General features: G+C 66.4%; 24 protein-coding genes and 1 riboswitch. Of the genes, 21 read left to right on the top strand and 3 right to left on the bottom strand.

Features of this window, described 5'->3' with window-relative positions; genetic code table 11:
- Positions 1-40 precede the first annotated feature (40 nt).
- Both fmt and LK459_RS22115 read left to right on the top strand, forming a co-directional pair.
- Positions 41-985 carry a methionyl-tRNA formyltransferase gene (gene fmt / locus LK459_RS22120; RefSeq protein WP_227920804.1) on the top strand — a complete coding sequence of 315 codons (945 nt, stop codon included), beginning with the start codon at positions 41-43 and terminating at the stop codon, positions 983-985.
- Positions 982-2,355 carry an RsmB/NOP family class I SAM-dependent RNA methyltransferase gene (locus LK459_RS22115; protein WP_227920803.1) on the top strand — a complete coding sequence of 458 codons (1,374 nt, stop codon included), beginning with the start codon at positions 982-984 and terminating at the stop codon, positions 2,353-2,355. Before fmt ends, LK459_RS22115 begins: the two co-directional genes overlap by 4 nt.
- Positions 2,356-2,375: 20 nt before the next feature.
- Here LK459_RS22115 and LK459_RS22110 read toward each other — a convergent pair whose 3' ends face one another.
- Positions 2,376-3,080, bottom strand: a complete 705-nt coding sequence (locus LK459_RS22110) for an SDR family oxidoreductase (RefSeq protein ID WP_227920802.1) — start codon at positions 3,078-3,080, stop codon at positions 2,376-2,378.
- Between the two features lie 92 nt (positions 3,081-3,172).
- Between LK459_RS22110 and LK459_RS22105 the strand changes: the two genes are divergently transcribed.
- The 5 genes from LK459_RS22105 (at position 3,173) to ribD (ending at position 7,121) form a co-directional block, all read left to right on the top strand.
- Positions 3,173-3,760: a TetR/AcrR family transcriptional regulator gene (locus LK459_RS22105; protein WP_227920800.1), complete on the top strand. Its 588-nt coding sequence runs from the start codon at positions 3,173-3,175 to the stop codon at positions 3,758-3,760.
- A 187-nt stretch (positions 3,761-3,947) separates the two neighbouring features.
- Complete coding sequence (map, locus tag LK459_RS22100) at positions 3,948-4,727, top strand: type I methionyl aminopeptidase (RefSeq protein ID WP_227920799.1); 780 nt, start codon at positions 3,948-3,950, stop codon at positions 4,725-4,727.
- 77 nt (positions 4,728-4,804) lie between these two features.
- The gene (locus LK459_RS22095; RefSeq protein ID WP_174299116.1) at positions 4,805-5,335 is read left to right on the top strand and encodes a GtrA family protein; all 531 of its coding nucleotides are present in this window, start codon (positions 4,805-4,807) and stop codon (positions 5,333-5,335) included.
- Between the two features lie 81 nt (positions 5,336-5,416).
- Positions 5,417-6,115: a ribulose-phosphate 3-epimerase gene (gene rpe, locus LK459_RS22090; protein ID WP_227920797.1), complete on the top strand. Its 699-nt coding sequence runs from the start codon at positions 5,417-5,419 to the stop codon at positions 6,113-6,115.
- A 22-nt stretch (positions 6,116-6,137) separates the two neighbouring features.
- Positions 6,138-7,121, top strand: a complete 984-nt coding sequence (gene ribD, locus LK459_RS22085) for a bifunctional diaminohydroxyphosphoribosylaminopyrimidine deaminase/5-amino-6-(5-phosphoribosylamino)uracil reductase RibD (RefSeq protein WP_407648827.1) — start codon at positions 6,138-6,140, stop codon at positions 7,119-7,121.
- A 3-nt stretch (positions 7,122-7,124) separates the two neighbouring features.
- Here the strand turns inward: ribD and LK459_RS22080 are convergent, their stop codons facing one another.
- Positions 7,125-7,388: a lipopolysaccharide assembly protein LapA domain-containing protein gene (locus tag LK459_RS22080; protein ID WP_007237442.1), complete on the bottom strand. Its 264-nt coding sequence runs from the start codon at positions 7,386-7,388 to the stop codon at positions 7,125-7,127.
- Positions 7,389-7,534: 146 nt separating this feature from the next.
- A riboswitch (FMN riboswitch) is annotated at positions 7,535-7,692 on the top strand.
- A gap of 94 nt (positions 7,693-7,786) precedes the next feature.
- Between LK459_RS22080 and LK459_RS22075 the strand changes: the two genes are divergently transcribed.
- The 13 genes from LK459_RS22075 to ppc all read left to right on the top strand — a co-directional run bounded on the left by LK459_RS22075 (position 7,787) and on the right by ppc (position 22,522).
- On the top strand, positions 7,787-8,446 hold the full coding sequence (locus LK459_RS22075) for a riboflavin synthase (RefSeq protein WP_227920795.1): 660 nt from the start codon (positions 7,787-7,789) through the stop codon (positions 8,444-8,446).
- A gap of 5 nt (positions 8,447-8,451) precedes the next feature.
- Positions 8,452-9,915 (top strand): bifunctional 3,4-dihydroxy-2-butanone-4-phosphate synthase/GTP cyclohydrolase II, encoded by a 1,464-nt coding sequence (locus LK459_RS22070; RefSeq protein WP_227920794.1) that lies wholly within the window; start codon positions 8,452-8,454, stop codon positions 9,913-9,915.
- Positions 9,912-10,400: a 6,7-dimethyl-8-ribityllumazine synthase gene (gene ribH / locus LK459_RS22065; protein ID WP_227920792.1), complete on the top strand. Its 489-nt coding sequence runs from the start codon at positions 9,912-9,914 to the stop codon at positions 10,398-10,400. The genes LK459_RS22070 and ribH overlap by 4 nt, the downstream gene beginning before the upstream one ends.
- Before the next feature lie 83 nt (positions 10,401-10,483).
- Positions 10,484-10,924 (top strand): PH domain-containing protein, encoded by a 441-nt coding sequence (locus tag LK459_RS22060; RefSeq protein ID WP_051997999.1) that lies wholly within the window; start codon positions 10,484-10,486, stop codon positions 10,922-10,924.
- Between the two features lie 46 nt (positions 10,925-10,970).
- Positions 10,971-12,989 carry an excinuclease ABC subunit UvrC gene (gene uvrC / locus LK459_RS22055; RefSeq protein ID WP_227920790.1) on the top strand — a complete coding sequence of 673 codons (2,019 nt, stop codon included), beginning with the start codon at positions 10,971-10,973 and terminating at the stop codon, positions 12,987-12,989.
- The gene (gene rapZ / locus LK459_RS22050) at positions 12,982-13,884 is read left to right on the top strand and encodes an RNase adapter RapZ (RefSeq protein ID WP_227920788.1); all 903 of its coding nucleotides are present in this window, start codon (positions 12,982-12,984) and stop codon (positions 13,882-13,884) included. Before uvrC ends, rapZ begins: the two co-directional genes overlap by 8 nt.
- Positions 13,881-14,891, top strand: coding sequence for a gluconeogenesis factor YvcK family protein (locus LK459_RS22045; protein ID WP_227920786.1), 1,011 nt, complete (start codon positions 13,881-13,883; stop codon positions 14,889-14,891). Before rapZ ends, LK459_RS22045 begins: the two co-directional genes overlap by 4 nt.
- A gap of 106 nt (positions 14,892-14,997) precedes the next feature.
- Positions 14,998-15,975, top strand: a complete 978-nt coding sequence (gene whiA / locus LK459_RS22040) for a DNA-binding protein WhiA (protein WP_174299154.1) — start codon at positions 14,998-15,000, stop codon at positions 15,973-15,975.
- Positions 15,976-16,170: 195 nt separating this feature from the next.
- Entirely contained in the window at positions 16,171-17,193 is a 1,023-nt protein-coding gene (gene gap / locus LK459_RS22035) for a type I glyceraldehyde-3-phosphate dehydrogenase (protein WP_227920784.1), read from the top strand.
- On the top strand, positions 17,193-18,404 hold the full coding sequence (locus tag LK459_RS22030) for a phosphoglycerate kinase (RefSeq protein ID WP_007239891.1): 1,212 nt from the start codon (positions 17,193-17,195) through the stop codon (positions 18,402-18,404). The genes gap and LK459_RS22030 overlap by 1 nt, the downstream gene beginning before the upstream one ends.
- Positions 18,404-19,195 (top strand): triose-phosphate isomerase, encoded by a 792-nt coding sequence (tpiA, locus tag LK459_RS22025; RefSeq protein ID WP_007239890.1) that lies wholly within the window; start codon positions 18,404-18,406, stop codon positions 19,193-19,195. Before LK459_RS22030 ends, tpiA begins: the two co-directional genes overlap by 1 nt.
- Before the next feature lie 133 nt (positions 19,196-19,328).
- Positions 19,329-19,562: a preprotein translocase subunit SecG gene (gene secG, locus LK459_RS22020; protein WP_005173296.1), complete on the top strand. Its 234-nt coding sequence runs from the start codon at positions 19,329-19,331 to the stop codon at positions 19,560-19,562.
- Between the two features lie 125 nt (positions 19,563-19,687).
- A complete protein-coding gene (ppc, locus tag LK459_RS22015; protein WP_227920782.1) occupies positions 19,688-22,522 on the top strand; it encodes a phosphoenolpyruvate carboxylase in 2,835 nt (944 codons plus the stop codon).
- On the opposite strand, the gene LK459_RS22010 is transcribed toward ppc, so the two are convergent.
- Complete coding sequence (locus LK459_RS22010) at positions 22,519-23,892, bottom strand: glycosyltransferase (protein ID WP_227920780.1); 1,374 nt, start codon at positions 23,890-23,892, stop codon at positions 22,519-22,521. The genes ppc and LK459_RS22010 overlap by 4 nt on opposite strands.
- Positions 23,893-23,983: 91 nt before the next feature.
- On the opposite strand from LK459_RS22010, the gene LK459_RS22005 reads away from it, so the two are divergent.
- On the top strand, positions 23,984-24,610 hold the full coding sequence (locus tag LK459_RS22005) for a TetR/AcrR family transcriptional regulator (protein ID WP_227920779.1): 627 nt from the start codon (positions 23,984-23,986) through the stop codon (positions 24,608-24,610).
- Position 24,611: the final 1 nt, after the last annotated feature.

Raw genomic sequence — 24,611 nt, 5'->3', positions numbered from 1 at the left:
GCGCAGACCATGCGCGTCACGACATCGAAGGAGCATCGACGTGCGGATCGTGTTCGCCGGAACACCCGAGGTGGCGGTGCCGTCACTGCAGCGACTGATCGAGTCGCCCGACCACGAGGTCGTCGGAGTGATCTCGCGCCCCGATGCTGTCGCGGGACGCGGTCGTAAGGTGTCGCGCTCGCCGGTCGCCGAACTGGCCGACGCCAACGGCATCGAGGTCATCACACCGCGCCGGATGTCCGAACCCGACGTCGCCGACACACTCCGTGGGTGGCAACCCGACGTGGGGGCCGTCGTCGCCTACGGCGGTCTGATCCCACCGGACGTCCTCGGGATCCCGACGCACGGTTGGATCAACCTGCACTTCTCCGTACTGCCTGCGTGGCGCGGCGCCGCGCCCGTGCAGGCGGCGATCGCCGCCGGCGACGAGACCACGGGCGCCAGCACGTTCCTGCTGGAGAAGGGCCTCGACACCGGACCGGTGTACGGCGTCCTGACCGAGATGATCAGGCCGACCGACACGAGCGGTGAACTGCTCGAGCGGCTTGCGCGGGCCGGCTCGGGACTGCTGATGTCGACCGTCGACGGGATCGCTGCGGGGGCGCTGTCACCGGTGCCGCAACCCGCGGAAGGTGTCAGTCACGCACCGAAGGTCGAGGTCGACGACGCACGCGTCCGGTGGGATCTTCCTGCGCACCTGGTCGATCGGCGTATCCGGGCGCACACGCCCGCGCCGGGTGCCTGGACGACCCTGGGCGACGCGCGCGTCAAGATCGGACCGGTCGGTCTCGTCGAGGGCGACGATCCGGCAGCGCCGACCGAACTCGCGCCGGGACGCGTAGCCGTCACCAAGAAGGCTGTCTTCGTCGGCACCGGTACCGAACCGGTACGCCTCGGCTGGGTACAGCCGCCGGGGAAGAAGCAGATGCCCGCGACCGACTGGGCGCGCGGTGCCCGTCTCGACGACGAGACGGTGCTGGCATGAGCGACCCGAAACTCAGGAGAAAGCCCGTCGACCCGGTCCGTGAGACGGCACGCGATGTGTTGCGGGCCGTCCGCGAGCGTGACGCATACGCCAACCTCGTGCTGCCGAAACTGCTGCGGGAGCGGAAGATCACCGGGCGCGATGCCGCTCTGGCGACCGAACTGACCTACGGCACCGCCCGGGCGCTCGGCACGCTCGACGCCGTGATCGCTGCCGCGGCGAACCGTCCGGTGTCCGAGATCGACGGGGACGTCCTCGACGTCCTGCGCCTCGGTGCCTACCAACTGCTGCGCACCCGCATCGGAGCCCATGCGGCGGTCTCGACGTCGGTTGACCTGGTCCGTAGCGAAAAGGGAATGGGCCCTTCGGGTTTCGTCAATGCCGTGCTGCGCAAGATCTCCCAGCGTGACGAGGACCTGTGGGTCGACCAACTCGCCCCTTCGATGGCGGAGGATCTCGTCGGCAATCTGGCATTCCGCTACGCGCACCCGCGCTGGATCGCGCAGGTGTTCGCCGACGCGCTCGGCGGCTCCGCGGGCGAATTGCAGGCTGCCCTCGCCGCCGACGACGAGCGGCCCCCCGTTCACCTCGTCGCGCGTCCCGGACTGATCACGGCCGAGGAGTTGGCGCTCACGAGCGGCGGTGAGGTCGGGCGCTATTCGCCGTATGCGGTGTATCTGCCCGGCGGCGATCCCGGCGACATCGAGGCTGTTCGGCAGGGGTACGCCGGCGTACAGGACGAGGGCAGTCAGCTCGTGGCGCGGGCCGTCACCGCAGCCGACGTCGGGGAGGACGGCGGCCGGTGGCTGGACATGTGCGCCGGTCCCGGCGGCAAGGCCGCGCTCATCGGCGCTATTGCCGACATCGACGGCGCGCACGTCGACGCCGTCGAGGTGAGCGAACACCGCGCAGACCTGATCCGCGGGGTCACGCGCGACATGCCGGTCGACGTGCACGTCGGGGACGCGCGCGATCTCACCGCGGAGACCGGCTTGGCACCCGGCTACGACAGAATCCTGCTCGACGCACCGTGTTCGGGGCTGGGTTCCCTGCGTCGCCGACCCGAGGCCCGGTGGCGGCGCACACCCGCAGACGTCGATGAACTGGTGGGGCTGCAGCGCGAATTGCTCACGGAGGCTTTGCGTATGGTTCGTCCAGGCGGCGTCGTCGTGTATTCGACGTGCTCGCCGCACCCCGCGGAGACGACAGAACTCGTCGCCGGCGTTCTTGCCGACGTCCCCGAGGCCCGTCAGCTCGACGCCCGGCCGCTCGTCGGTACCGAGGAGATCGGCGACGGCCCGCACGTGCAGCTCTGGCCACACCGGCAGGGCACCGACGCGATGTTCCTGGCGGCGCTGACGAAGGAGTGAGCGCGTCGCTGCGGTGCAGTTCAGGCGACGCGGGCCCCACCGTCGGATTCGACGACGGTCCCGGTGATATTCGGGTTGGTGGCAAGTAGCTCGATGACCTGTGCGATGTCGTCTGCGGCCGCGATCCGCCCAGTCGGCAGCCCTGCTGCGACCTCGCGGAACATCGCCTCGCGGCCCGCGTCGTCGAGCATGCTCCACCACGGGGTATCGACGTAGCCGGGCGAGACCGCGTTGACGCGCGTGGGCGCCAGCTCCGCAGCGAGCGGAGCCACCAGCCCCTCCACCGCGGCGTTGAGGGCGCCGATGCCCGCTGTCCCCGGCATTCCGGCCCGAGCGGTGATTGCACCGACGAGAGTGATCGATCCCGCGTGGGCCAGGTGGGGCAGCATCGCTTTGATCGTCGCGATGGTCGGCCAGAACTTCTCCTCGAAAGCGGTTCGCAGACAGTCGAGTTCGATGTCGGACAATGGGCCGGCACCCTTGTTGCCGCTCACCGTGACGATGAGTCGGTCGACGACACCGATCTCCGCTGCCACGGCAGCGACCTGCCCGACGTCGCCGGCGTCGAGCTCGTGGGGGATGAGCGACGGATGACTCGTCGTCGCGGCGGCGAGTGACTTCGCGGTGCGTCCTGCGATGTGGACGACGTCGTGACGCGCGGCGAGCCGGATGGCTGTGGCGAGTCCGATTCCCGAGCTCCCGCCGATGATGAGTGATGTGGGCATGATGTGAATCCCTTCACGAGACGTTGTGGTTCGCAATTGACGCTAGCAGCAATTGCGGACCGTTGCGTCTCGTGATTGGTAGGCTTGCGATCATGTCCGACGAAGAAAGGGGCCGGCGAGGCCCGAAACGCAGCCAGCAGTCGCGGCTGGCCATCCTGACCGCCGCATTCGAGCTCATCCGCGAAGCGGGTTATCGAGGTCTGACGATCGAGGGCATCGCGACGCGTGCAGGAGTCGGCAAGCAGACGGTCTACAGGTGGTGGCCGACCAAGGCTGACGTCCTACTCGAGGCCGCCGCCACGAAGGCCGATCTCCATGTGTCCACCACCGACCGTGGCGCCTTCCGTGACGATCTGGAGCAGTTCCTGCGGGATTCGTTCCGCCTTCTCCGGGTGCCGGGACTGGCTGAGCTGTTGCGCAGTCTGATGGCCGACTCGCAGATCAATCCCGAGTTCGCGGAGCGATTCCGGGAAGGGTTCCTGAATCGGCGGCGTGCGGCGCTTGTCGAGATCGTCGAGCGGGCTCAGATGCGTGGTGATGCGCCGGTCGGGACATCGGCCGACCTGGTCGCGGACGTCGTGTTCGGGTTCATCTGGTATCGCGTGATGGCCACAGAACGATCGCTCGAGGATGCGGACATCGTCGCCCTCCTCCGACTACTCGCACCCACGGGAATTTGATCGCGAAGTGGTTGCCGCACTGCCCGATCAGGGGTGAGGACCGTCGGCCGAGGCTGGAATCGCGCGAAGGAAACGGTGCCGAAACCCGGACTCGGGATCCGGCCGGCCTCGATCTTCCGAAGTGTCTCCGGTGAGATACTGGGAATACCGGAGGCACGTCGCTGGACGACTTGGACGGGAGGCGCATGTGATCGAACTGAAGACCCCGGGCGAGATCGAGAAGATGGCGGTGACGGGACGGTTCGTCGCCGAGGTCCTCGACGACCTGGCGAGTCGCGCCGAACCCGGGATCAATCTTCTCGATCTCGAACAGCGAGCGCGCGCCATGATCGACGCGCGGGGTGCCGTCTCGTGTTACTGGGATTACGCGCCGTCGTTCGGAAGCGGCCCCTTCCGCAACGTCATCTGTCTCTCGGTCGACGATGCCGTGCTCCACGGGCTGCCGCACGATCGGATTCTCCACAACGGCTCGGTCCTCACACTCGATTTCGCCGTCTCGATCGACGGCTGGGTCGCGGACGCGGCCAAGACGGTCATCGTCGGTGAGTCGGATCCGTCGTTCACCCCGGATCCCGGCGATGTCGCGATGATCGAGTCGACGAGACAGGCACTGCAGGCGGGCATCGACGCGGCGCGACCCGGCGGACGCCTCGGCGACATCTCCGCAGCCATCGGGAAGGTTGCGGCCGCGGCCGGATATCAGGTGAACACCGACTTCGGTGGACACGGCCTCGGGCGCACGATGCACGAGGATCCCCACATCCCTAATGCCGGTAGGCGGAACCGTGGACCGCGACTCCTCGAGGGGATGACATTGGCCATCGAGCCCTGGTGGGGACGTGGATCCGCCGACCTCGTCGTCGACGACGACGGCTGGACATTGCGCATGGCGGATGGTCGACATGCGGCACATTCCGAGCACACGATCGCACTCGTTTCCGACGGCGCGCGGATTCTCAGTGCGTGAGTTTGAGCCGCGACCACGTATATTGCCCATACGTGATCGATACTCGCGACGTCCGGTACGCCGAACACATCCGTAGCATGGGCCAATTCGTCCGTTTCGGCATCGTCGGAGCATGCGGGGTCGTCGTCAACATGATCGTCGCGATCCTGTTGAACAAGGCACACGGGGGCACCGCCAGGGCCAACGACGTGCTCTGGCACGTCAGCGGTACCGACTTCAACATCCGATTCACCGTGATCGTCTGGGTTGTCGGATTCCTGGTGGCCAATTGCGTCAATTTCCAGCTCAACCGCACGTGGACGTTCAAAAGCGCAAAGCATGCGAGCTGGTGGTCGGAGTTCTGGCCGTTTCTGGCCGTCGGAAGTGTTGCCGCGATCGTCGGCATGTTCCTCAAGGTGGGCTTCACCAATCCGACTTCACCGATTTATCTGTCGGCGTCGTTCTTCCACGAGGGGGCGGGACTACACTCCCGTGAGTACTGGGCCCAGATCATCACGATCGTGATCACCATGCCCATCAACTTCGCCGTCAACAAGCTGTGGACGTTCCGCGCGGTTCGCTCGCCTATGACGACACCTGTCGAGCCGACGGAGCCGGTGGAGCGCTGACGCGCCTGTCGACGGTGGGCACAGCCGCAGCCGTCGCACGCGCTGCACGGCGGAACCGGCAGTACGGCTAGATTGACTGCCATGACTGACGCCAACACCCCGATGATCGCGCCGTCGATTCTCTCCGCCGACTTCGCCAATCTCGCTGCGGAATCGGCTGCCGTCGCGCATCCCGGCCCCACGCGTGCGGACTGGTTGCACGTCGACGTGATGGATGCGCATTTCGTGCCCAACCTGACCCTCGGACTTCCCGTGGTCGAGAGCCTGCTCAAGGCCACCGACATCCCGATCGACTGCCATCTCATGATCGACGACCCCAAGCGCTGGGCGCCCCCGTACGCCGAAGCCGGGGCCTACAACGTGACATTCCATGCCGAGGCAACCGACGACCCTGTCGACGTCGCACGCGACATCCGTGCGGCGGGCGGCAAAGCGGGCCTGGCCATCAAGCCGAAGACACCTCTCGAGCCCTACCTGGAGATCCTGCGTGACATCGACACCCTCCTGGTGATGAGCGTCGAACCCGGATTCGGCGGTCAGAAGTTCATTGCCGAGGTGCTCGAGAAGGTCAGGATCGTACGTACGATCGTCGATTCCTCCGACCTGCGACTTCTCGTCGAGATCGACGGCGGGATCAACGCCGACACCATCGAACAGGCCGCCGAGGCCGGTGTCGACTGCTTTGTCGCGGGCTCGGCGGTCTACGGTGCTGACGACCCGGGCAAGGCGGTCGCAGCGCTCCGTGAGCAGGCCGCGACGGCCCGGGCTCGTGGTCACTGACTCCGAGGTACTCGACGCCGCCATGCGGCTCGCCGTCGAGGAATCGGCGGGCGCGCTCGGTGTCAGTTCGCCCAATCCGCCGGTCGGTGCGGTCATCGTGTCTGCCGACGGCGAGGTCGTCGCCGCCGGTCATACACAACCACCCGGTGGGCCACATGCCGAGGTCGTCGCATTGCGCGCGGCAGGACCTGCGGCGCGCGGCGCGACGGCGGTCGTCACACTCGAACCGTGCAATCACACCGGTCGCACAGGACCCTGCTCAGAGGCGCTGATCGACGCGGGAATCGCACGCGTCGTCTTCGCCGTCACCGATCCCAACCCGGCTGCCAGCGGTGGGGCGCAGCGGCTCCGCGACTCGGGCGTCGTCGTCGAATCAGGGCGACTGGCCACCGAGGTCGGCGACGGTCCGCTGCGGCAGTGGCTGTTCCGGCAGCGGCACGGCAGACCGTTCGTGACCGCGAAGATCGCGTCGACCGTCGACGGTCGCATCGCCGCGCCCGACGGCACCAGTCGATGGATCACCGGGACGGCGTCGCGAGAACGTGCACACCGCCAGCGAGCGCAGGTCGACGGGATTGTTGTGGGTACGGGGACGGTGATCGCCGATGACCCGTCATTGACGGCGCGGTTGCCCGACGGAACCCTCGCGTCACATCAGCCGGTCCGGATCGCGATGGGACTGCGTGAGATCTCGGAGTCGGCACGCATCCGCGACGACGCCGCGCCGTTCCTCGCCGTCCCGAGTCACGATCCCGCAGATGTGCTCGCAGCAGTTCCCGACGCCACGTGGGTGGTTGTCGAGGGTGGTCCGGCCGTCATCGGCGCGTTCACGGACGCGGACCTCATCGATGAGGTGGAGGTGTATATCGCGCCGATGGTGCTGGGAGCGGGGGCATCGTCGGTCGATCGTCCGATGGTCACCACGCTCGCCGATGCGCGCCGATTCGCCACCGCCTCCGTCGAGAAACTCGGGGACGACGTCCTCATCCGCATGGCGCGTGCGTGAGCGCTACTTTCGCTTCAGCCGGTTTCTGCCGATGAACCAGCCGGCGACGACACCGGCAACCGCAACGATGGTGAGGATCAGCCACAGCGACGCACCGACGTGGAATGCGAGGAAGTTGATTCGCACATGTTGGGTGTTCTGGGCGATGAAGATGATCCCGACGACGATCAACACGATCGGCACCCAGTTGCGGGCAGCAAGTGCGAGCGCCTTCTGTCCGGTCGACGGTGTCGAGTTGCCGGTGGTACTGCTGGTGCCTGCGGACATGATGCTGCCTTTCCTGGAACCCGAGACGGGTGCTGCGCGGGTGAAACGCCCGCTGATCGGAATTATCGCCCGGTGAGGGCTCGTTGGTGCGTGAACCGCGAGTGGTGAGTGTCGCGTCGTGTGACCAGCGTGCTAGCGTCGAAAGCACACGTTCTCGGGGCGGGGTGCGAGTCCCCACCGGCGGTGAGTGGTCGCGATCAGGTCGCGTCGACAAGCCCGCGAGCGCCCGACCGTCCGGTCGGGGACAGCAGATCCGGTGTGATTCCGGAGCCGACGGTCATAGTCCGGATGCGAGAGAACACGACGACACGGGTGTGTCGTCCTGTCCGCCCCAGAGGGTCGCCCACCAGGGTCACCCACGGCGGGTACCCGGCACCGGGTGAGGACAGGAGCACACATTGTTCACCGGCATCGTCGAAGAGCTCGGCACGATCGTCGCGCGCGACGACCTCTCGGACTCGGCGCGATTCACCATTTCCGGCCCCCTGGTCACCTCTGATGCCTCGCACGGCGATTCGATCGCCGTCAACGGTGTCTGCCTGACCGTCGTCGAATTGTCCGCGGACGGCGAGTTCACCGTCGACGTCATGGCCGAGTCCCTCAACCGCAGTTCGCTCGACGTCCTCGCCGCGGGCAGCCGGGTCAACCTCGAACGGGCCATGGCTGCGGACGGACGGTTCGGCGGCCACATCGTGCAGGGCCACGTTGACGGCACCGGGACCGTCGTCTCGGTCAGTCCCTCGGAACACTGGACCGTGGTTCGCATCGCGATCGGTGACAAACTCTCCCGCTATCTCGTGGAGAAGGGGTCGATCACGGTCGACGGTGTGTCGCTCACGGTCTCGGCGATCGGCACCGACGACACCGGCGGGGCATGGTTCGAAATTTCGCTGATCCCCACCACGTTGAACGAAACGAATCTGGGTGCGGCGCAGTCGGGCGCCGTGGTCAATCTCGAAGTCGACGTCATCGCCAAGTACGTCGAGCGTCTCTTGTCGACGGGCACCTCGGGTGCTGCAGTCGACACGGCGGACGCGAAGGCAGCAGGAGTGAAGTGAGTCAGATGAGCGACAAGAACAACATCGAGGCGCCGTCGATCCCGACGACCATCGGGTCGAACGGCACGGCTGCCACGAACACGATCGCCGCAGCAGAATCGGACGCAGCGGAGTCGCGCACCCCGGTCGACTTCGACACCGTCGAGCGTGCCATCGCCGACATCGCGGCGGGCAAGGCGGTGGTCGTCGTCGACGACGAGGACCGCGAGAACGAGGGCGACCTCATCTTCGCCGCGGAGAAGGCGACCCCCGAATTGGTGGCGTTCATGGTGCGCTACACCTCGGGATACCTCTGCGTCCCGCTCGACGGCGACACCTGCGACCGCCTGGGACTGCCCCCGATGTACTCGGTGAACCAGGACAAGCACGGCACCGCCTACACGGTCACCGTCGATGCCCGCGAGGGCATCGGCACCGGCATCAGTGCATCCGACCGCGCCACCACGATGCGAAAGCTCTCCGATCCGGCGAGCACGGCGAACGACTTCACCCGCCCGGGCCACGTCGTGCCGCTGCGCGCCAAGGACGGGGGAGTGCTGCGTCGCCCCGGACATACCGAGGCCGCCGTCGACCTCGCGCGTCTGGCCGGTTTCACCCCCGCGGGAGTGATCTGCGAAATCGTGTCGCAGAAGGACGAGGGCTCCATGGCGCAGACGCCGGAGCTGCGGGTCTTCGCCGACGAACACGACCTCGCACTGATCTCCATCGCCGACCTCATCGCATGGCGCCGCCGTCATGAGAAGCACGTCGTGCGTGTCGCGGACGCCCGTATCCCGACCCGCCACGGCGAATTCCGCGCGGTCGGCTACACCAGCATCCACGACGACGTCGAGCACGTCGCTCTGGTGATGGGCGACATCGCCGGTGCCGATGGCACCGGCAGCGACGTGTTGGTGCGCGTGCACTCCGAGTGTCTGACCGGCGACGTGTTCGGCTCGCTTCGCTGCGATTGCGGCCCGCAGCTCGACGCCGCGATGGAGATGGTCGCGGCCGAGGGACGCGGGGTGGTGCTCTACATGCGCGGCCACGAGGGCCGCGGCATCGGCCTGATGCACAAGCTGCAGGCGTACCAGTTGCAGGACGCAGGCTCCGACACCGTCGACGCCAACCTGCAACTCGGGCTCCCGGCCGACTCCCGCGACTACGGACTCGGCGCGCAGATCCTCGCCGACCTCGGCGTCACCTCGATGCGGCTGCTCACCAACAACCCCGCGAAGCGCGTGGGACTCGACGGCTACGGCCTGCAGATCGTCGAGCGCGTGCCGATGCCGGTACGCGCGAACAAGGAGAATCTGCGGTACCTGCGGACCAAGCGTGATCGTATGGGCCACGACATCATCGGCCTCGACGAGCCGCTGGCCGACGGAACCATGCTCACCAACGGCAGCATGCTCTCCGACGACGCCGCGCTGCCCGAGGACGCCGCACTGGGCGAGGGCGCCGTGGTGCGCGAGGGAGGCCAGGCATGAGCGGCGCAGGTGAACCCGTACTCGAACTCGACGATGCGGGCGCGATCAGCCTCGCGATCGTCAGCTCCCAGTGGCACGCGACCATCTGCACCGCGCTGCTCGAGGGCGCGCTGCGCGAGGCGCGCAAGAACGGCGTCCTCGAGCCGACGGTGGTGCAGGTGGCGGGCGCCATCGAACTACCCGTCATCGTGCAGGCGCTCGCACGTACACATGACGCAGTGGTCGCCCTCGGTGTCGTGATCAAGGGGGAGACGCCGCATTTCGAGTACGTGTGTGACGCGGTGACCGCAGGTCTCACGCGGGTGTCGCTCGACGAGTCGACGCCTGTCGGTAACGGCGTGTTGACGACACTCGACGAACAGCAGGCGCTCGCGCGTGCCGGGCTACCGGACTCCAAGGAGGACAAGGGGGCCCAGGCCACGGCTGCGGCACTGGCCTCCGCGCTCACGCTGCGGTCGCTGAACGGCGCCGGGTCGCCCTCGTGACCGCGGGCGGCCCACCCGACGACGCCGGACCCGACGCGAGTGCACCTGGGGCGACCGCAGCCGCGACCGACCCCGAGTGGGACATGATCTACCGACCGCACCGACTGGTGCGGATCGCGATCGTGGTCGCTGCGATCGTGCTGGTGATCCACATCGTCTTCGGTGTCCTGCTCACGATCTCCGACACCGGTCCGGAGAACATCGGCGTGTCCGACCAGGCGTCGATCATCATCATCGGACTGATCATCGCGTGCGCCGTGCTGCTGTTCACCCGACCGCGACTACGCGTCGGGAAGGCGGGGGTGTCGGTGCGGAATCTGTGGTCCGATCGTCTCTTCGAATGGGATCGTGTGCGCGGATTGACCTATCCCGACCGCGGTTTCGGGGCGCAGTTGCTGCTGCCCGCCGACGAGCACATCCCGGTGCTGGCGGTGCAGGCAGGCGACGGTGACCGGGCCGTCGACGCGATGGAACGCTACCGCGAACTAGAGGCGCGATATCAGAGCAGGTCGAGGAAGGCCTGACCGGCGTCCGCGGCTCCGGTCGGTGTCGCGTACTAGCCTGGGTTCCGTGGCAGACCCGACTACCTACCGTCCCGCGCCCGGGACGATCCCGACAGACCCCGGGGTCTACCGCTTCCGCGACGCACATGGACGCGTCATCTACGTCGGGAAGGCCAAGAACCTACGCTCGCGTCTGACGTCGTACTTCGCCGACATCGCGTCCCTGCACCCGCGCACGAGGCGGATGGTCACGACCGCGGCTTCGGTCGAGTGGACGGTCGTGGGAACCGAGGTCGAGGCGCTCCAGCTCGAATACAACTGGATCAAGGAGTTCGACCCGCGGTTCAACGTCCGCTACCGCGACGACAAGACCTACCCGATGCTCGCGGTGACCCTCAACGAGGAGTACCCGCGACTGTTCGTCTACCGGGGACCGCGCAAGAAGGGCGTCCGGTACTTCGGTCCCTACTCCCATGCGTGGGCGATCCGCGAGACCGTCGACCTTTTGACACGCGTCTTCCCGGCGCGCACGTGTTCCGCCGGTGTGTTCAAGCGACACCGTCAGATCGACCGGCCGTGTCTGCTCGGCTACATCGACAAGTGCTCCGCACCCTGCGTCGGACGTGTCAGCGCAGCAGAACACCGAGCCATCGTCAACGACTTCTGCGACTTCCTCGCCGGCCGCACCGACCAGATGATCCGTCGTCTGGAGCGCGAGATGAACACGGCCGCAGAACAACTCGATTTCGAACGCGCCGCGCGTCTGCGCGACGACGTCGGTGCGATGCGACGCGCGATGGAGAAACAGGCGGTCGTGCTCGGCGACGGGACCGACGCCGACGTCGTCGCGATGGTCGGCGACGACCTCGAGGTGTCGGTGCAGGTGTTCCACGTCCGGGACGGTCGCGTACGCGGTCAGCGTGGCTGGGTCGTCGAGAAACCGGACGACGAGTCGTCTGCCGAACAGGTGGCGCAGTTCCTCACCCAGTTCTACGGGCGCCAGGACGACCTCGACGGCAGCGAGGCCATCCCGCGCGAGGTACTCGTCCCCGAACTCCCACCCGACGAGGAGCAACTCACCGAATGGCTCTCGGGACTACGGGGTTCCAGGGTCAGCCTCCGTGTGCCACAGCGCGGCGACAAGCGTGCACTGTTCGAGACCGTCGAGCGCAACGCGGGGGAGGCGTTGGCCCAGCACAAACTCAGGCGCGCGGGTGACCTGACGACGAGGTCGGCGGCGCTGACCGAGCTACAGGAGTCCCTCGGCCTCGACCAGGCGCCCCTGCGCATCGAATGTGTCGACATCTCGCACGTGCAGGGGACAGACGTCGTCGCGTCGCTCGTGGTCTTCGAGGACGGTCTGCCCCGCAAGTCCGACTACCGGCACTATTCGATCCGACAGGCGGCCGGTGACGGCCACTCCGACGACGTGGCGTCCATCGCAGAGGTGACACGGCGTCGTTTCCTCCGTCACCGCGCCGACCAGGAGGCCGCAACACTGGCTGCGGCACAGGTCACCTCGGGCGAGATACCGGCTCGTGCGGTCGATTCGGCGCCACCTCAACCCAAGAAGTTCGCCTATCCGCCGAACCTGTACGTCGTCGACGGGGGTGCGCCGCAGGTCCACGCGGCAGCGGCCGTCCTCGACGAGCTCGGTGTCAACGACGTCTCGGTGATCGGTCTCGCCAAACGCCTCGAAGAGGTCTGGGTGCCAGGCGATGACGATCCGGTGATCCTCCCGCGTACCAGCGAGGCCCTGTTCCTCCTGCAACGCGTGCGCGACGAGGCCCACCGTTTCGCGATCACGTTCCATCGCAGCAAACGCAGCAAGCGGATGACCGAATCGGTACTCGACGGCGTCGCAGGGCTCGGCCGCGCACGACGGACCGCGCTGGTGACGCACTTCGGTTCCGTCGCGCGACTGCGCGAGGCCACGATCAACGAGATCGCCGAGGTACCCGGGATCGGTGAGGCGACCGCACGCGCGGTGCACGAGGCGCTCGGTGTCGCGCAGCGAACAGAGTCGGCAGATGACGTGGCGGTGTCGAGCGGACACTCCACGAGAGCAGGAGCAGAGAGTGGATGAGATCGCCGACGACGATCAACTCGTCGTCCTGTTCGTGGCGGGAATGTCGGGGGCGGGCAGGTCGACCGTCGCCAACATCCTCGAGGACGACGGTTGGTATGTCGTCGACAACGTGCCCGCCCCGCTCTTCTCCACCCTCGTCGAGACCGTGCGCGAGTCCGACCCGCCGATCACCCGGCTAGCGATGGTCTTGCGTGCATCCGACCCGTCGATCGGCGCGCAGCTGGAGTCGCTGCGTACCGAGCTCGAGCTCGCGGGTGTCGCCACCAAGGTGTTGTTCCTCGATGCCACCGACCCCGTGCTGGTGCGCAGGTTCGAGCAGGTCCGTCGCAGACATCCGTTGCAGGGCACCGAGACGCTCGTCGAGGGTATTGCGCGCGAACGTGTGATCCTCGCGCCCATCAAGAATTCGGCAGATCTCGTCGTCGAGACGTCGTCTTTGACCGTCGCGAAACTGCGTGAGCTCGTCGAGGAGGTCTATCCACACGACGGTGAGCCCAGGCTGTCGGTCGCGGTCCAGTCGTTCGGGTTCAAGTACGGTCTGCCGATCGACTCCGACATGGTTGCCGACGTCCGCTTCCTGCCCAACCCGTACTGGGTTGCCGAACTGCGCGAGAAGAACGGGCGCGACGCCCCGGTCCGCGACTACGTCCTCGGCCACGACGAGGCCGGACACTTCGTGGATCTCTACACCGACCTCATCGGGGTCGTCGGCAAGGGGTATCTACGCGAGGGCAAGCGGTACATGACCATCAGCGTGGGATGCACCGGCGGCAAGCACCGCAGCGTCGCGATCGCGGAGGAACTGGCCGCCCGCCTGAAAGCGGCGGGCGACGAAACCAGTTCCACGCGTTACGAAGTCCGGGTGATGCACCGGGATCTGGGGCGCGAATGAGCGCCCCGGATCGCATCGTCGCCCTGGGCGGAGGCCATGGCCTCTATGCAACGCTGACGGCGATGCGCTACCTCAGCCCGAACGTGACGGCGGTGGTCACCGTCGCCGACGACGGCGGTTCGTCCGGCCGACTGCGCAGCGAACTCGACATCATCCCGCCCGGTGATCTCCGGATGGCGATGGTGGCGTTGATGAGCGCACCCGCGGCGCTCGACGACCGTGATCGCCATCCACACTCGGGAGCGATGCACCGCACGCGCCACGAGATGTGGGCGCGCACCCTGCAGCATCGCTTCGGCGGCTACGGCGCACTTGCTGGGCACCCGGTGGGAAACCTGTTGCTCGCGGGGATGTCGGAGGTTCTCGGCGACCCGGTGGCAGCCCTCGACGAGTTGCGCAGACTTTTCGACATCGACGGTCGGGTACTGCCGATGTCGACAGGACCGCTCGAGATCGAGGCCGACGTGTCGGGCCTCGAGTCCGATCCCCGGATCAGCCGTGTGATCCGCGGGCAGGTCGCCGTCGCCACGACGCCGGGCAAGGTGCGCCGGGTGCGGTTGCTCCCGCACGACCCACCCGCCTGTGACGAAGCCATCGAGGCTATCGAAGCCGCGGATCTCGTCGTCCTCGGTCCCGGCTCGTGGTTCTCGAGTGTGATCCCGCACGTGTTGGTCCCCGCACAGCGAAAAGCTTTGCAGCAGAGCAGAGCTCGCAAGATGCTCTTCGTCAACCTAGCCCCCGAGCCGGGGGAGACACCCGGTTTCTCGGTCGAGCGCCACCTGCACGTGTTGCACGCGCACGACGACACCCTGTCGGTCGACGACGTCGTCGTCGACTCGGCGTCTGTACCGTCGGGGGCCGAACGTGATCACCTCGTCCGAGCGGCGAAGAATTTCGGTGCGCAGCTGCGCGTCGGAGACCTCGCGGTACCTGGTGAGCACGTCCACGACCCGGGCAAGGTTGCGTCACTGGTGAAGCAACTGTGCGAAGGTGAAGGCACCGACTAGGCTGTGCCCATTGTCTGTAGGGCGGCGGCCGTGACACGGCGGTCCGCGCAATCGCCTATCCGAGGGGTTTGAGAACCAGGTGACAGGAGGCAAGGGACCGGTGGCAATGACCGCGGCCGTGAAGGACGAGTTGAGCCGACTCACGGTGACACAGGTGAGTTGCCGCAGGGCCGAGGTGTCTGCGCTCCTACGTTTCGCCGGTGGCCTGCACATCGTCGGTGGACGTGTGGTGGTCGAAGCCGAGGTCGACATGGGCAACGTCGCACGCCGGCTGCGCCGCGAGATCCACGATCTCTACGGGTACGCCTCCGACGTCCACGTCCTGCGCAGCGGTGGTATCCGTAAGAGCGCCCGCTACATCGTGCGTGTCACCAAGGACGGCGAAGGCCTCGCTCGTCAGACCGGACTGCTCGACCTGCGCGGTCGACCCGTGCGCGGCCTGCCCGCACAGGTGGTCGGCGGCAGCGTCGCCGACGCCGAAGCCGCTTGGCGCGGAGCTTTTCTCGCGCACGGATCACTCACCGAACCCGGCCGATCCTCAGCGCTCGAGGTCAGTTGCCCTGGGCCGGAGGCTGCGTTGGCGCTGGTGGGGGCGGCTCGGCGGCTGGGGGTCTCGGCGAAGGCCCGTGAGGTTCGCGGCGCCGACCGTGTCGTGATCCGTGACGGCGAGGCCATCGGTGCGCTACTCACGCGGATGGGCGCGCACGACACGCGACTCGTGTGGGAGGAGCGACGGATGCGCCGCGAGGTGCGCGCTACCGCGAACCGGCTGGCGAATTTCGACGATGCCAATCTCCGGCGCTCGGCCCGCGCAGCAGTCGCGGCAGCAGCCCGTGTCGAGCGCGCACTGGAGATCCTCGGCGACGAGGTACCGGATCATCTCGTCGCAGCAGGACAATTGCGTGTCACCCACCGCCAGGCCTCCCTCGAGGAGCTCGGGCAACTCGCCGATCCGCCGATGACGAAAGACGCCGTCGCAGGCCGTATCCGGCGGCTGCTGTCGATGGCCGACAAGAAGGCGCGTACCGACGGCATTCCCGACACGGAGTCAGCGGTCACGTCGGATCTTCTCGACGACGCCTGAGCGCCTGGTTCGTCTCAGATCGCCTCGGCGGGCGCTGTGAGGCCTGTCCGATGGAACAGCTACCGACCCTAATGGGTGCCGCGGCAGGTTGTGACCACTAGGCTGGATGGCGACTGGGTTCGCGGAGGTTCGTTCCTCCGCCCCATGACCGGGCCGCGAGGCTCGAGACCGATGAAACCGCTTAAGGAGCACACAGTGACTGTTCGGGTAGGCGTCAACGGATTCGGCCGGATCGGCCGCAATTTCTTCCGTGCCGTGGAGGCACAAAAGAAGCTGGGCCAGACCGACATCGAGATCGTCGCGGTCAACGACCTGGCAGACAACAAGTCCCTCGCACACCTGCTGAAGTTCGACTCCGTCGGCGGAATCCTCGACGAAGAGGTGTCGCTCGAGGGTGAGGACACGATCGTCGTGGGCAACCGAAAGATCAAGGCGCTCGAGGTACGTGAAGGTCCTGCCGCACTGCCGTGGGGTGACCTCGGCGTCGATGTGGTCGTCGAATCGACCGGTATCTTCACCAATGCCGCCAAGGCGAAGGGCCACCTCGAGGCAGGCGCCAAGAAGGTTGTCATCTCGGCCCCCGCGACCGACGAGGACATCACCATCGTGATGGGTGTCAACGACGACAAGTACGACGGCAGCCAGAACATCATCTCCAACGCGTCGTGCACCACCAACTGCCTCGGCCCGTTCGCGAAGGTGATGAACGACGAGTTCGGCATCATCAAGGGCCTGATGACCACCGTCCACGCGTACACCGCCGACCAGAACCTCCAGGACGGCCCGCACAAGGATCTGCGTCGCGCTCGCGCCGCCGCGATCAACATCGTGCCGACCTCGACCGGTGCGGCCAAGGCCATCGGTCTGGTACTCCCCGAGTTGAAGGGCAAGCTCGACGGATTCGCGCTGCGCGTCCCGATCCCCACCGGCTCGATCACCGACCTCACCGTCGAACTCGAGAAGACACCGTCGGTCGACGAGATCAACGCGGCGATGAAGGCGGCAGCCGACGGCCCGCTCAAGGGCATCCTCCGCTACTACGACGCTCCGATCGTCTCCTCCGACATCGTCGGGGATCCGCACTCGTCGATCTTCGACTCGGGACTCACCAAGGTGATCGAGGGCAACCTGGCCAAGGTCAGCTCGTGGTACGACAACGAGTGGGGCTACTCCAACCGCCTCGTCGACCTCTCCGATCTGGTGGGTAAGTCGCTGTAATGAGCGTGAAAACTCTGAAAGACCTTCTGGCCGAAGGCGTTTCAGGGCGCGCGGTGCTGGTCCGGTCGGATTTCAACGTTCCGCTCGACGGAGACAAGATCACCGACCCGGGCCGCATCATCGCCTCCCTGCCGACGCTCAACGCGCTGATCGACGCGGGCGCCAAGGTCGTCATCGCCGCCCACCTCGGTCGTCCCAAGGGCTCACCGGATCCTAAGTACTCGCTGGCTCCGGTCGCAGAGCGTCTCGGTGAAGAGCTCGGCCGCAACGTCCAGCTCGCCGCCGACGTGGTCGGCCCCGATGCGCTCGCACGCGCAGAGGGACTGACCGACGGCGACGTGCTGCTGCTGGAGAACGTCCGATTCGATGCTCGCGAGACGTCGAAGGTCGACTCCGAGCGTGAGTCGATGGCCAAGCAACTCGCGGAGCTGGTCGGCGACGACGGTGCGTTCGTCTCCGACGGCTTCGGTGTGGTGCACCGCAAGCAGGCCTCGGTGTACGACGTCGCCAAACTGCTGCCGCACTACGCCGGCCAGCTCGTCGAGCGTGAGGTCGACGTCCTGACCACGCTGACAACCGATCCGGCGCGTCCGTACGCCGTCGTGCTCGGTGGCTCGAAGGTGTCGGACAAGCTCGGCGTGATCGAGTCGCTGGCTCCCAAGGTCGACACGCTGGTCATCGGCGGCGGTATGGCGTTCACATTCCTTGCTGCGCAAGGGCATTCGGTCGGTAAGTCGTTGCTGCAGGAAGATCAGATCGACGTCTGCAAGGACCTACTCGACCGGTTCGCCGACGTCATCCATCTCCCGGTCGACGTCGTCGTCGCCGACAAGTTCGCCGCCGATGCCGAATCCGACACCGTGAGCGTCGACGAGATCCCCGACGAGTGGATGGGCCTCGACATCGGCCCGGAGTCGGTCAACCGCTTCGCCGCGGTGCTGACGGGCGCGAAGACGATCTTCTGGAACGGTCCGATGGGTGTGTTCGAGTTCCCGAAGTTCGCGGCGGGCACCAAGGGCGTGGCCGAGGCTATCATCACCGCGACCGACAACGGCGCATTCAGCGTCGTCGGCGGTGGCGATTCGGCTGCGGCCGTTCGCACGCTCGGGTTGCCGGAAGACCACTTCTCGCACATCTCGACGGGCGGTGGCGCATCCCTGGAGTTCCTCGAAGGCAAGGAATTGCCGGGTCTGAAGGTGCTGGAGGACTGATGGCAGGCACTCGTAAACCGCTCATCGCGGGCAACTGGAAGATGAACCTGAACCATCTCGAGGCCATCGCTCTGGTGCAGAAGATCGCTTTCGCACTGCCGGCGAAGTATTTCGAGAAGGTCGACGTGACGGTGATCCCGCCGTTCACCGACATCCGCAGTGTGCAGACCGTCGTCGACGGCGACAAGTTGCTGCTCACCTACGGGGCGCAGGATCTGTCCGAACACGACTCGGGCGCCTACACCGGCGAGATCAGTGGCGCGTTCCTCGCGAAACTGGGCTGCACCTTCGTCGTGGTGGGGCACTCCGAACGTCGGACGATGCACGGCGAAACCGACGAGGTGGTGCTTGCCAAGACCAAGGCGGCACTGCGTCACGGTTTGACCCCGATCGTATGTGTCGGTGAGCAACTCGACGTCCGCGAGGCAGGGGACCACGTCGAGTACTGCACGCAGCAGACGTCGGCATCGCTGGCCGGTCTGTCGGGCGACGAACTGTCGAAGGTCGTCATCGCCTACGAACCGGTCTGGGCGATCGGAACCGGGCGCGTCGCCACGCCTGACGATGCACAAGAGGTGTGTCGAGCAATCCGCGGCAACATCGCCTCTGTTGCCGGCGACGAGGTTGCCTCGCACCTGCGCATTCTCTACGGCGGATCGGTGAGCTCGAAGAACGTCGCGGAGATCGTGGGAAAGCCGGACGTCGACGGCGCTCTGGTGGGCGGTGCATCGCTCAAGGCCGACGAGTTCGCGACTCTCTCGGCAATCGCTGCGGGGGGTCCACTGCCCTGACGGGGGCACCCGCAGGCAGCGGGGCGCTCGCGGGGTCGCAGATTCCGACGCGTAGACTGTGGCAGGTTGGCTTCGCCCTTGCGAGGCCAACCTGCCCTCTGCCGTTACACGACGAAACAGGAATGCTCACGGGATGAAGCTCGCGCTCGAAATCGGTCTGATCGTGACCAGCGTTCTGCTGGTCGTTCTCGTGCTGCTGCATCGCGGCAAGGGTGGCGGTCTGTCCTCACTGTTCGGTGGTGGCGTCCAGTCGAGCCTGTCGGGTTCGAGCGTCGTGGAGCGCAACCTCGACCGGTTGACGATCTTCGTCGGTTTGGTGTGGTTCATTCTCATCATCGGCGTCGAATTGGACATCAAGTTCTCCTGACGCCTCGGGTTCCGTTCTTCACGACAACCAGGGTCTGGTCAAGGGCCGCGCACGGGCGCGGCCCTTTTGCTGTGCGCTGACCTCGCCGAGATGCCCCGCCCGCTGAATACCTGAATACTTGAGGCATGACCTCAACTGATCCGTCCCGTGGCGCCCCTGCCTGGCGTCCGTCGACCTCCATCGACGATCTGATCTCCGTTGACGATGAGGGTCGAGCCCTCACCGAACCGCTTCGGGAGGACATCCGATTGCTCGGCGGCCTTCTCGGTGACGCCATCCGAGAACACTCCGGTGACGACGTCTTCGATTTGGTCGAGGCGGCACGTGTCGCGGCTTTCCGTATCCGGCGTGCCGAAATAGACCGCGACGAGCTCGCCGACATGTTCACCGATCTCGACATCGACACCGCTATGCCCGTCATCCGCGCGTTCGGCAATTTCGCCTTGTTGGCCAACCTCGCCGAGGACATCCATCGTGAGCGCAGGCGCGCCATCCACGTGCGCGCGGGTGATCCGCCGCAGGAGAGCAGCCTGGCGGCCACCTACGCGAAGCTCGCGGCAGCCGATCTGTCCGACGCCGACGTCGGCTCGGCACTCGCCGACGCCACCGTCGTCCCGGTGATCACCGCCCATCCCACCGAGACCCGACGCCGCACGGTGTTCGATGCGCAGAACCGCATCACCGAACTGATGCGTTTCCGCGGACGTACCGACCTGACCTCCGACGAGGACGCACAGGTCATCGAGGCCATCGAGCGTCAGATCCTGACGTTGTGGCAGACGGCGCTCATCCGCCTCGAACGCCTGACCATCCAGGACGAGATCCGGTCGGGTCTGCGCTACTACGACGCCTCGTTCTTCGAGGTCGTCCCCAAGATCAACACGTCGGTACGCGAAACTCTCCAGGCGGCCTATCCCGACGCGGGCCTGTCCGACGACCCGATACTGCGCATGGGTTCGTGGATCGGTGGCGACCGCGACGGCAACCCCTACGTGACCGGCGACGTCGTCGCCCTGGCCACGTCGCTGGCGGCGCGGACAGCAATCGGTCACCACCTGTCCGAGCTGGCGCTGCTGCGTCAGGAACTGAGCATGTCGGCACGACTCATCGAAACCAGCGGACGGCTCGTCGAACTCGCGGGCGTCGACCCGGACGACCCGGCAACCGACGAACCCTTCCGCCTCGCTCTCAAGCACATTCGCGCGCGCCTGGTAGCGACCGCCGAAGCTCTGTTCGGTCCCGACGTCCTGCAGCGCGAGGATCTCGACCTCATCGACGGCAAGGCACCGTACGCCGACTCTGCCGAGCTTCTCGCGGATCTCGACGTCGTCGACGGTGCGCTACGCGAGAATCGTGACGACTCCATAGCAGACGATCGCCTGCTCCGGCTGCGCGAAGGTGTCCGGACATTCGGATTCAACCTCTCGGGTCTGGACATGCGGCAGAACTCCGACATGCACGAGGAAGTCGTCGCGGAACTGCTGGCGTGGGCCGGTGTCACACCTGATTATGCGTCGCTGTCGGAGGAGGAGCGGGTTTCCGTGCTCTCCGGCGAATTGCAGGCCCGTCGGCCACTGACCCGGCCCGATGCCGAACTCTCGGAACTCGCGCGCAAGGAACTCGACATCGTCCGCGCCGCCGCCGACGCCGTTGCCGCCTTCGGCCCGCAGTCGGTGCCGAACTACATCATCTCCATGTGCACGTCGGTCAGTGACATGTTGGAGCCGATGATCCTCCTCAAGGAGGCCGGTCTGATCGACATCGACGACGACGGCAGGTTGGTCTCGACGGTGCGCGTCGTTCCGCTGTTCGAAACCATCGAAGACCTCCAGCAGGGGGCGCAGACGCTTCTCGCCGCACTCGACCTGCCGTTCTACCGGGGCCTCGTCGACTCACAGGCCGGCATGCAGGAAGTCATGCTCGGGTACTCCGACTCGAACAAGGACGGTGGCTACATGGCCGCCAACTGGGCGCTCTACCGCGGTGAGCTCGATCTGGTCGAGGCCGCGAAGAAGGCCGGTATCCGCCTGCGTCTCTTCCACGGTCGCGGTGGCACGGTCGGTCGTGGCGGCGGTCCGAGCTACGACGCCATCCTGGCACAACCACCTGGGGCAGTGCAGGGTTCGCTACGCATCACCGAGCAGGGCGAGATCATCGCAGCCAAGTACGCGGAACCGGTTGTGGCCGAACGGAATCTGGAGACCCTTCTGGCAGCAACGATCGAATCGTCGCTGCTCGACGTCGAGGGACTCGGTGACGAATCGGAGCAGGCGTACCAGAACATGGACGAGGTCGCGGCCCTCGCCCGCGCCGCATATTCGAAATTGGTGCATGAGACGCCCGGTTTTGTCGAGTACTTCACCACGTCGACTCCGCTGTCGGAGATCGGTGCCCTCAACATCGGCAGTCGCCCCGCCTCGCGCAAGCAGACCGAGAAGATCTCCGATCTCCGCGCGATCCCGTGGGTGCTGTCGTGGACACAGTCGCGTGTGATGCTGCCGGGGTGGTACGGCACCGGCTCGGCCTTCGAACAGTGGGTCGGCGACGACCCGCAGCGGCTCGAGACACTTCACCGGTACTACGAGAAGTGGCCGTTCTTCCGCACAGTGATGTCGAACATGGCGCAGGTGCTGGCCAAATCGGATATGGGACTCGCGCACCGATACGCGCAACTCGTTCCCGACGAGGAGCTGCGTGACAAGGTGTTCGGCATGATCGTCGACGAGCACGAGCGGACCCTCGCCATGTACGCGAAGATCACCGGAACCGACGATCTCCTCGCCGACAATGCCGCCCTGAAGCGCTCGGTGTACAACCGCTTCCCCTATCTCGAGCCGCTGAATCTGCTGCAGGTCGAATTGCTGCGGAGGTTCCGTGCTGGTGACGACAGTCCGCGGGTTCGACGCGGCATCCAGCTCACGATGAACGGACTCGCCACAGCGCTGCGCAACAGCGGTTAGCGCCTGGCAGCGCGTACCCCGGTCCGGCTCGTGCACAAGCGCGAACGTCGTCGGACGTGTTCGTCCCGTTCGGCGGCGTGGGACGACGCGCGCTCGAGTGCGTGTGCGATCGACTCGAGCGCGTCGTACTGCGACAGCGCCGACGAGATCGCTGCAGCGTGCCGGCGGTAGTCGGTGTCATCGAGCACGTCGGCGACCGCCTCGCGGATCTGTACGTGGGTCGGGGTCGCGGTGCGAAGGTCGATGCCCGTACCGTGAAACGCGACACGCGCGGCAACCTCGGGTTTGTCCTCGGCGCTCGGGGCGACCACGGCGGGTACGCCGTGTGCGAGCGACAGCATGATCGTGCCGAATCCGCCGTTCGTAACGATCGCCGACGTCGCGGGAAGCAGCTGATCATAGGGGAGGAACTCGGCGGCGCGGCAGTTGTCCGGGAGTGGGCCCAGTGCCTCCACGGGGCGGCCTCCCGTGCTGGCCACGACCGTGACGTCCATGTCCGCCAGTGCCATGGCCGTCGGGCGCACGAGCGAGTCGAAATCCGAGTTGGCGACGGTTCCCTGTGTGACGTGGATGATCGGCCGACTCCGATCGAGATCGTCCCACCAGCCGGGCATCGCCGGGGCCGGGATCGATCGGCTCGTGTCGATCGGCCCGACGAAACGCACGTTGGGCAACAGGTCGTCGAGGGGGTACTCGAACTCGCGGGGCCCGAGATGCAGATAGGAATCGAAAGCTGCCGCGACGTCGAGAACGAATGGGAAGTCCAGCGGCACAGGCGAATCGGTCATCTGGCCATACAGACCGAGCGCGTACTGTTGCAGCGATCGGAACAGGACTCTCTGCGCGAAGAAGTTCATCGCCCGGTTACGGAGCATCCCGGCCCGCGACCACGACGGGGCGAATCCCGAGTTGGGAGGTGCGGTGTTGCGACTGAACTGCGCCAACGGGCCGACTCCGACCGCGAGTACGGGCGGCCGCTGTCCACGCTCTCCGACAAGGAGCGGGAGCGCGCCGAGGAAGAAGTTGTCCACCAGGATCGAGTCGAAACGGGTGACGTCGAGAACTGCAAGAAGGGCACGCCACTGCTCGGGCATCGGGCGGACGAAGGTCTGGGTCAGTTGGTACCGGGAGAGTGCGATGCCGCGGTAACGCTCCGCGTCGGGCAGATAGCTGTCGAGCTCGCGCTCGTCGAAATCGGCGACGCCCTCGAGCGGAACAGGCTCGGCACCCGCAGCACGGATCGACGGGGCGAACCGTGAACCGGTCAGCATCGTCACCTCGTGGCCGCGTGCGGTCAGGTCACGAGCGACAGCCACGAGCGGTGCCACATGGCCGACGAGGGGAGTGCTGGCGAGTAGATAGTTGCTCATCGTCGGCCTCCGTGGGCTCCGTCGAAATTCACCAGATTCGGATTCTGGCTAATATGAGAAATGTAATCGGACATGAACCGGGGTGCAACAGGTGGCACGCAAATACGAGTCGCAACTGCGCAGTGGTCGCGCCGCAGCCACGCGTGCACACGTACTCGCCGCGGCGCGCGACCTGTTCGGCGAACAGGGGTACACGGCTACGTCGATCAAGGAGATCGCGAGTCGTGCCGGGGTGTCGCTCCACACGGTGCACGCCACGGGCGTGAAGGCCGAACTGATGGCGGCGGTCCTCGAGCGTGAGTTCCTGGGCGTCGAGGGCGAATTGTTCGCCGAACAGGCAGAAGTGCGCGACATCTTCGCCGAACCGGACAACGACGTCGCCCTGTTGCGCTACACGCGATTCCTGGCCGCCGGACACTCGCGTATCGCGCGGCTGTGGCACACAGCTCTGCTCGCGGGTGATGCCGACCCTGCGATCAGGGCTGCGTTGCGCCGTTCCGAGTCAGCCAGGGCTGCGGAGATCGACGTTGGCAGTCACGTGTTCGTGGCGCGCGGCCTTGTGTCAGAGGGGGAGCGAGCACGATTCGCCGTGATCCTGACACATCTGACCGATCCGGAGTCGTTCCACTACTTCGTGATCCGTAACGGCTGGAGTGCCGAGGGCTACGCGCAGTGGCTGCTGACGAGCATCCGGGCGCACCTCGGCCGTCCTGCGTGAT

The organism is Gordonia otitidis (assembly GCF_020735545.1).
GTDB classification, from domain to species: domain Bacteria; phylum Actinomycetota; class Actinomycetes; order Mycobacteriales; family Mycobacteriaceae; genus Gordonia; species Gordonia otitidis.
This window is presented reverse-complemented; position numbering and strand designations above follow the sequence as displayed.

Coding starts and splice junctions, on each gene's coding strand:
- LK459_RS22115 (WP_227920803.1), top strand. CDS start 982: ATGAGCGACCCGAAACTCAGGAGAAAGCCCGTCGACCCGGTCCGTGAG.
- LK459_RS22110 (WP_227920802.1), bottom strand. CDS start 3,080: ATGCCCACATCACTCATCATCGGCGGGAGCTCGGGAATCGGACTCGCC.
- LK459_RS22105 (WP_227920800.1), top strand. CDS start 3,173: ATGTCCGACGAAGAAAGGGGCCGGCGAGGCCCGAAACGCAGCCAGCAG.
- LK459_RS22095 (WP_174299116.1), top strand. CDS start 4,805: ATGGGCCAATTCGTCCGTTTCGGCATCGTCGGAGCATGCGGGGTCGTC.
- rpe (WP_227920797.1), top strand. CDS start 5,417: ATGACTGACGCCAACACCCCGATGATCGCGCCGTCGATTCTCTCCGCC.
- ribD (WP_407648827.1), top strand. CDS start 6,138: ATGCGGCTCGCCGTCGAGGAATCGGCGGGCGCGCTCGGTGTCAGTTCG.
- LK459_RS22080 (WP_007237442.1), bottom strand. CDS start 7,388: ATGTCCGCAGGCACCAGCAGTACCACCGGCAACTCGACACCGTCGACC.
- LK459_RS22070 (WP_227920794.1), top strand. CDS start 8,452: ATGAGCGACAAGAACAACATCGAGGCGCCGTCGATCCCGACGACCATC.
- ribH (WP_227920792.1), top strand. CDS start 9,912: ATGAGCGGCGCAGGTGAACCCGTACTCGAACTCGACGATGCGGGCGCG.
- LK459_RS22060 (WP_051997999.1), top strand. CDS start 10,484: ATGATCTACCGACCGCACCGACTGGTGCGGATCGCGATCGTGGTCGCT.
- LK459_RS22045 (WP_227920786.1), top strand. CDS start 13,881: ATGAGCGCCCCGGATCGCATCGTCGCCCTGGGCGGAGGCCATGGCCTC.
- whiA (WP_174299154.1), top strand. CDS start 14,998: ATGACCGCGGCCGTGAAGGACGAGTTGAGCCGACTCACGGTGACACAG.
- LK459_RS22030 (WP_007239891.1), top strand. CDS start 17,193: ATGAGCGTGAAAACTCTGAAAGACCTTCTGGCCGAAGGCGTTTCAGGG.
- tpiA (WP_007239890.1), top strand. CDS start 18,404: ATGGCAGGCACTCGTAAACCGCTCATCGCGGGCAACTGGAAGATGAAC.
- secG (WP_005173296.1), top strand. CDS start 19,329: ATGAAGCTCGCGCTCGAAATCGGTCTGATCGTGACCAGCGTTCTGCTG.
- ppc (WP_227920782.1), top strand. CDS start 19,688: ATGACCTCAACTGATCCGTCCCGTGGCGCCCCTGCCTGGCGTCCGTCG.
- LK459_RS22010 (WP_227920780.1), bottom strand. CDS start 23,892: ATGAGCAACTATCTACTCGCCAGCACTCCCCTCGTCGGCCATGTGGCA.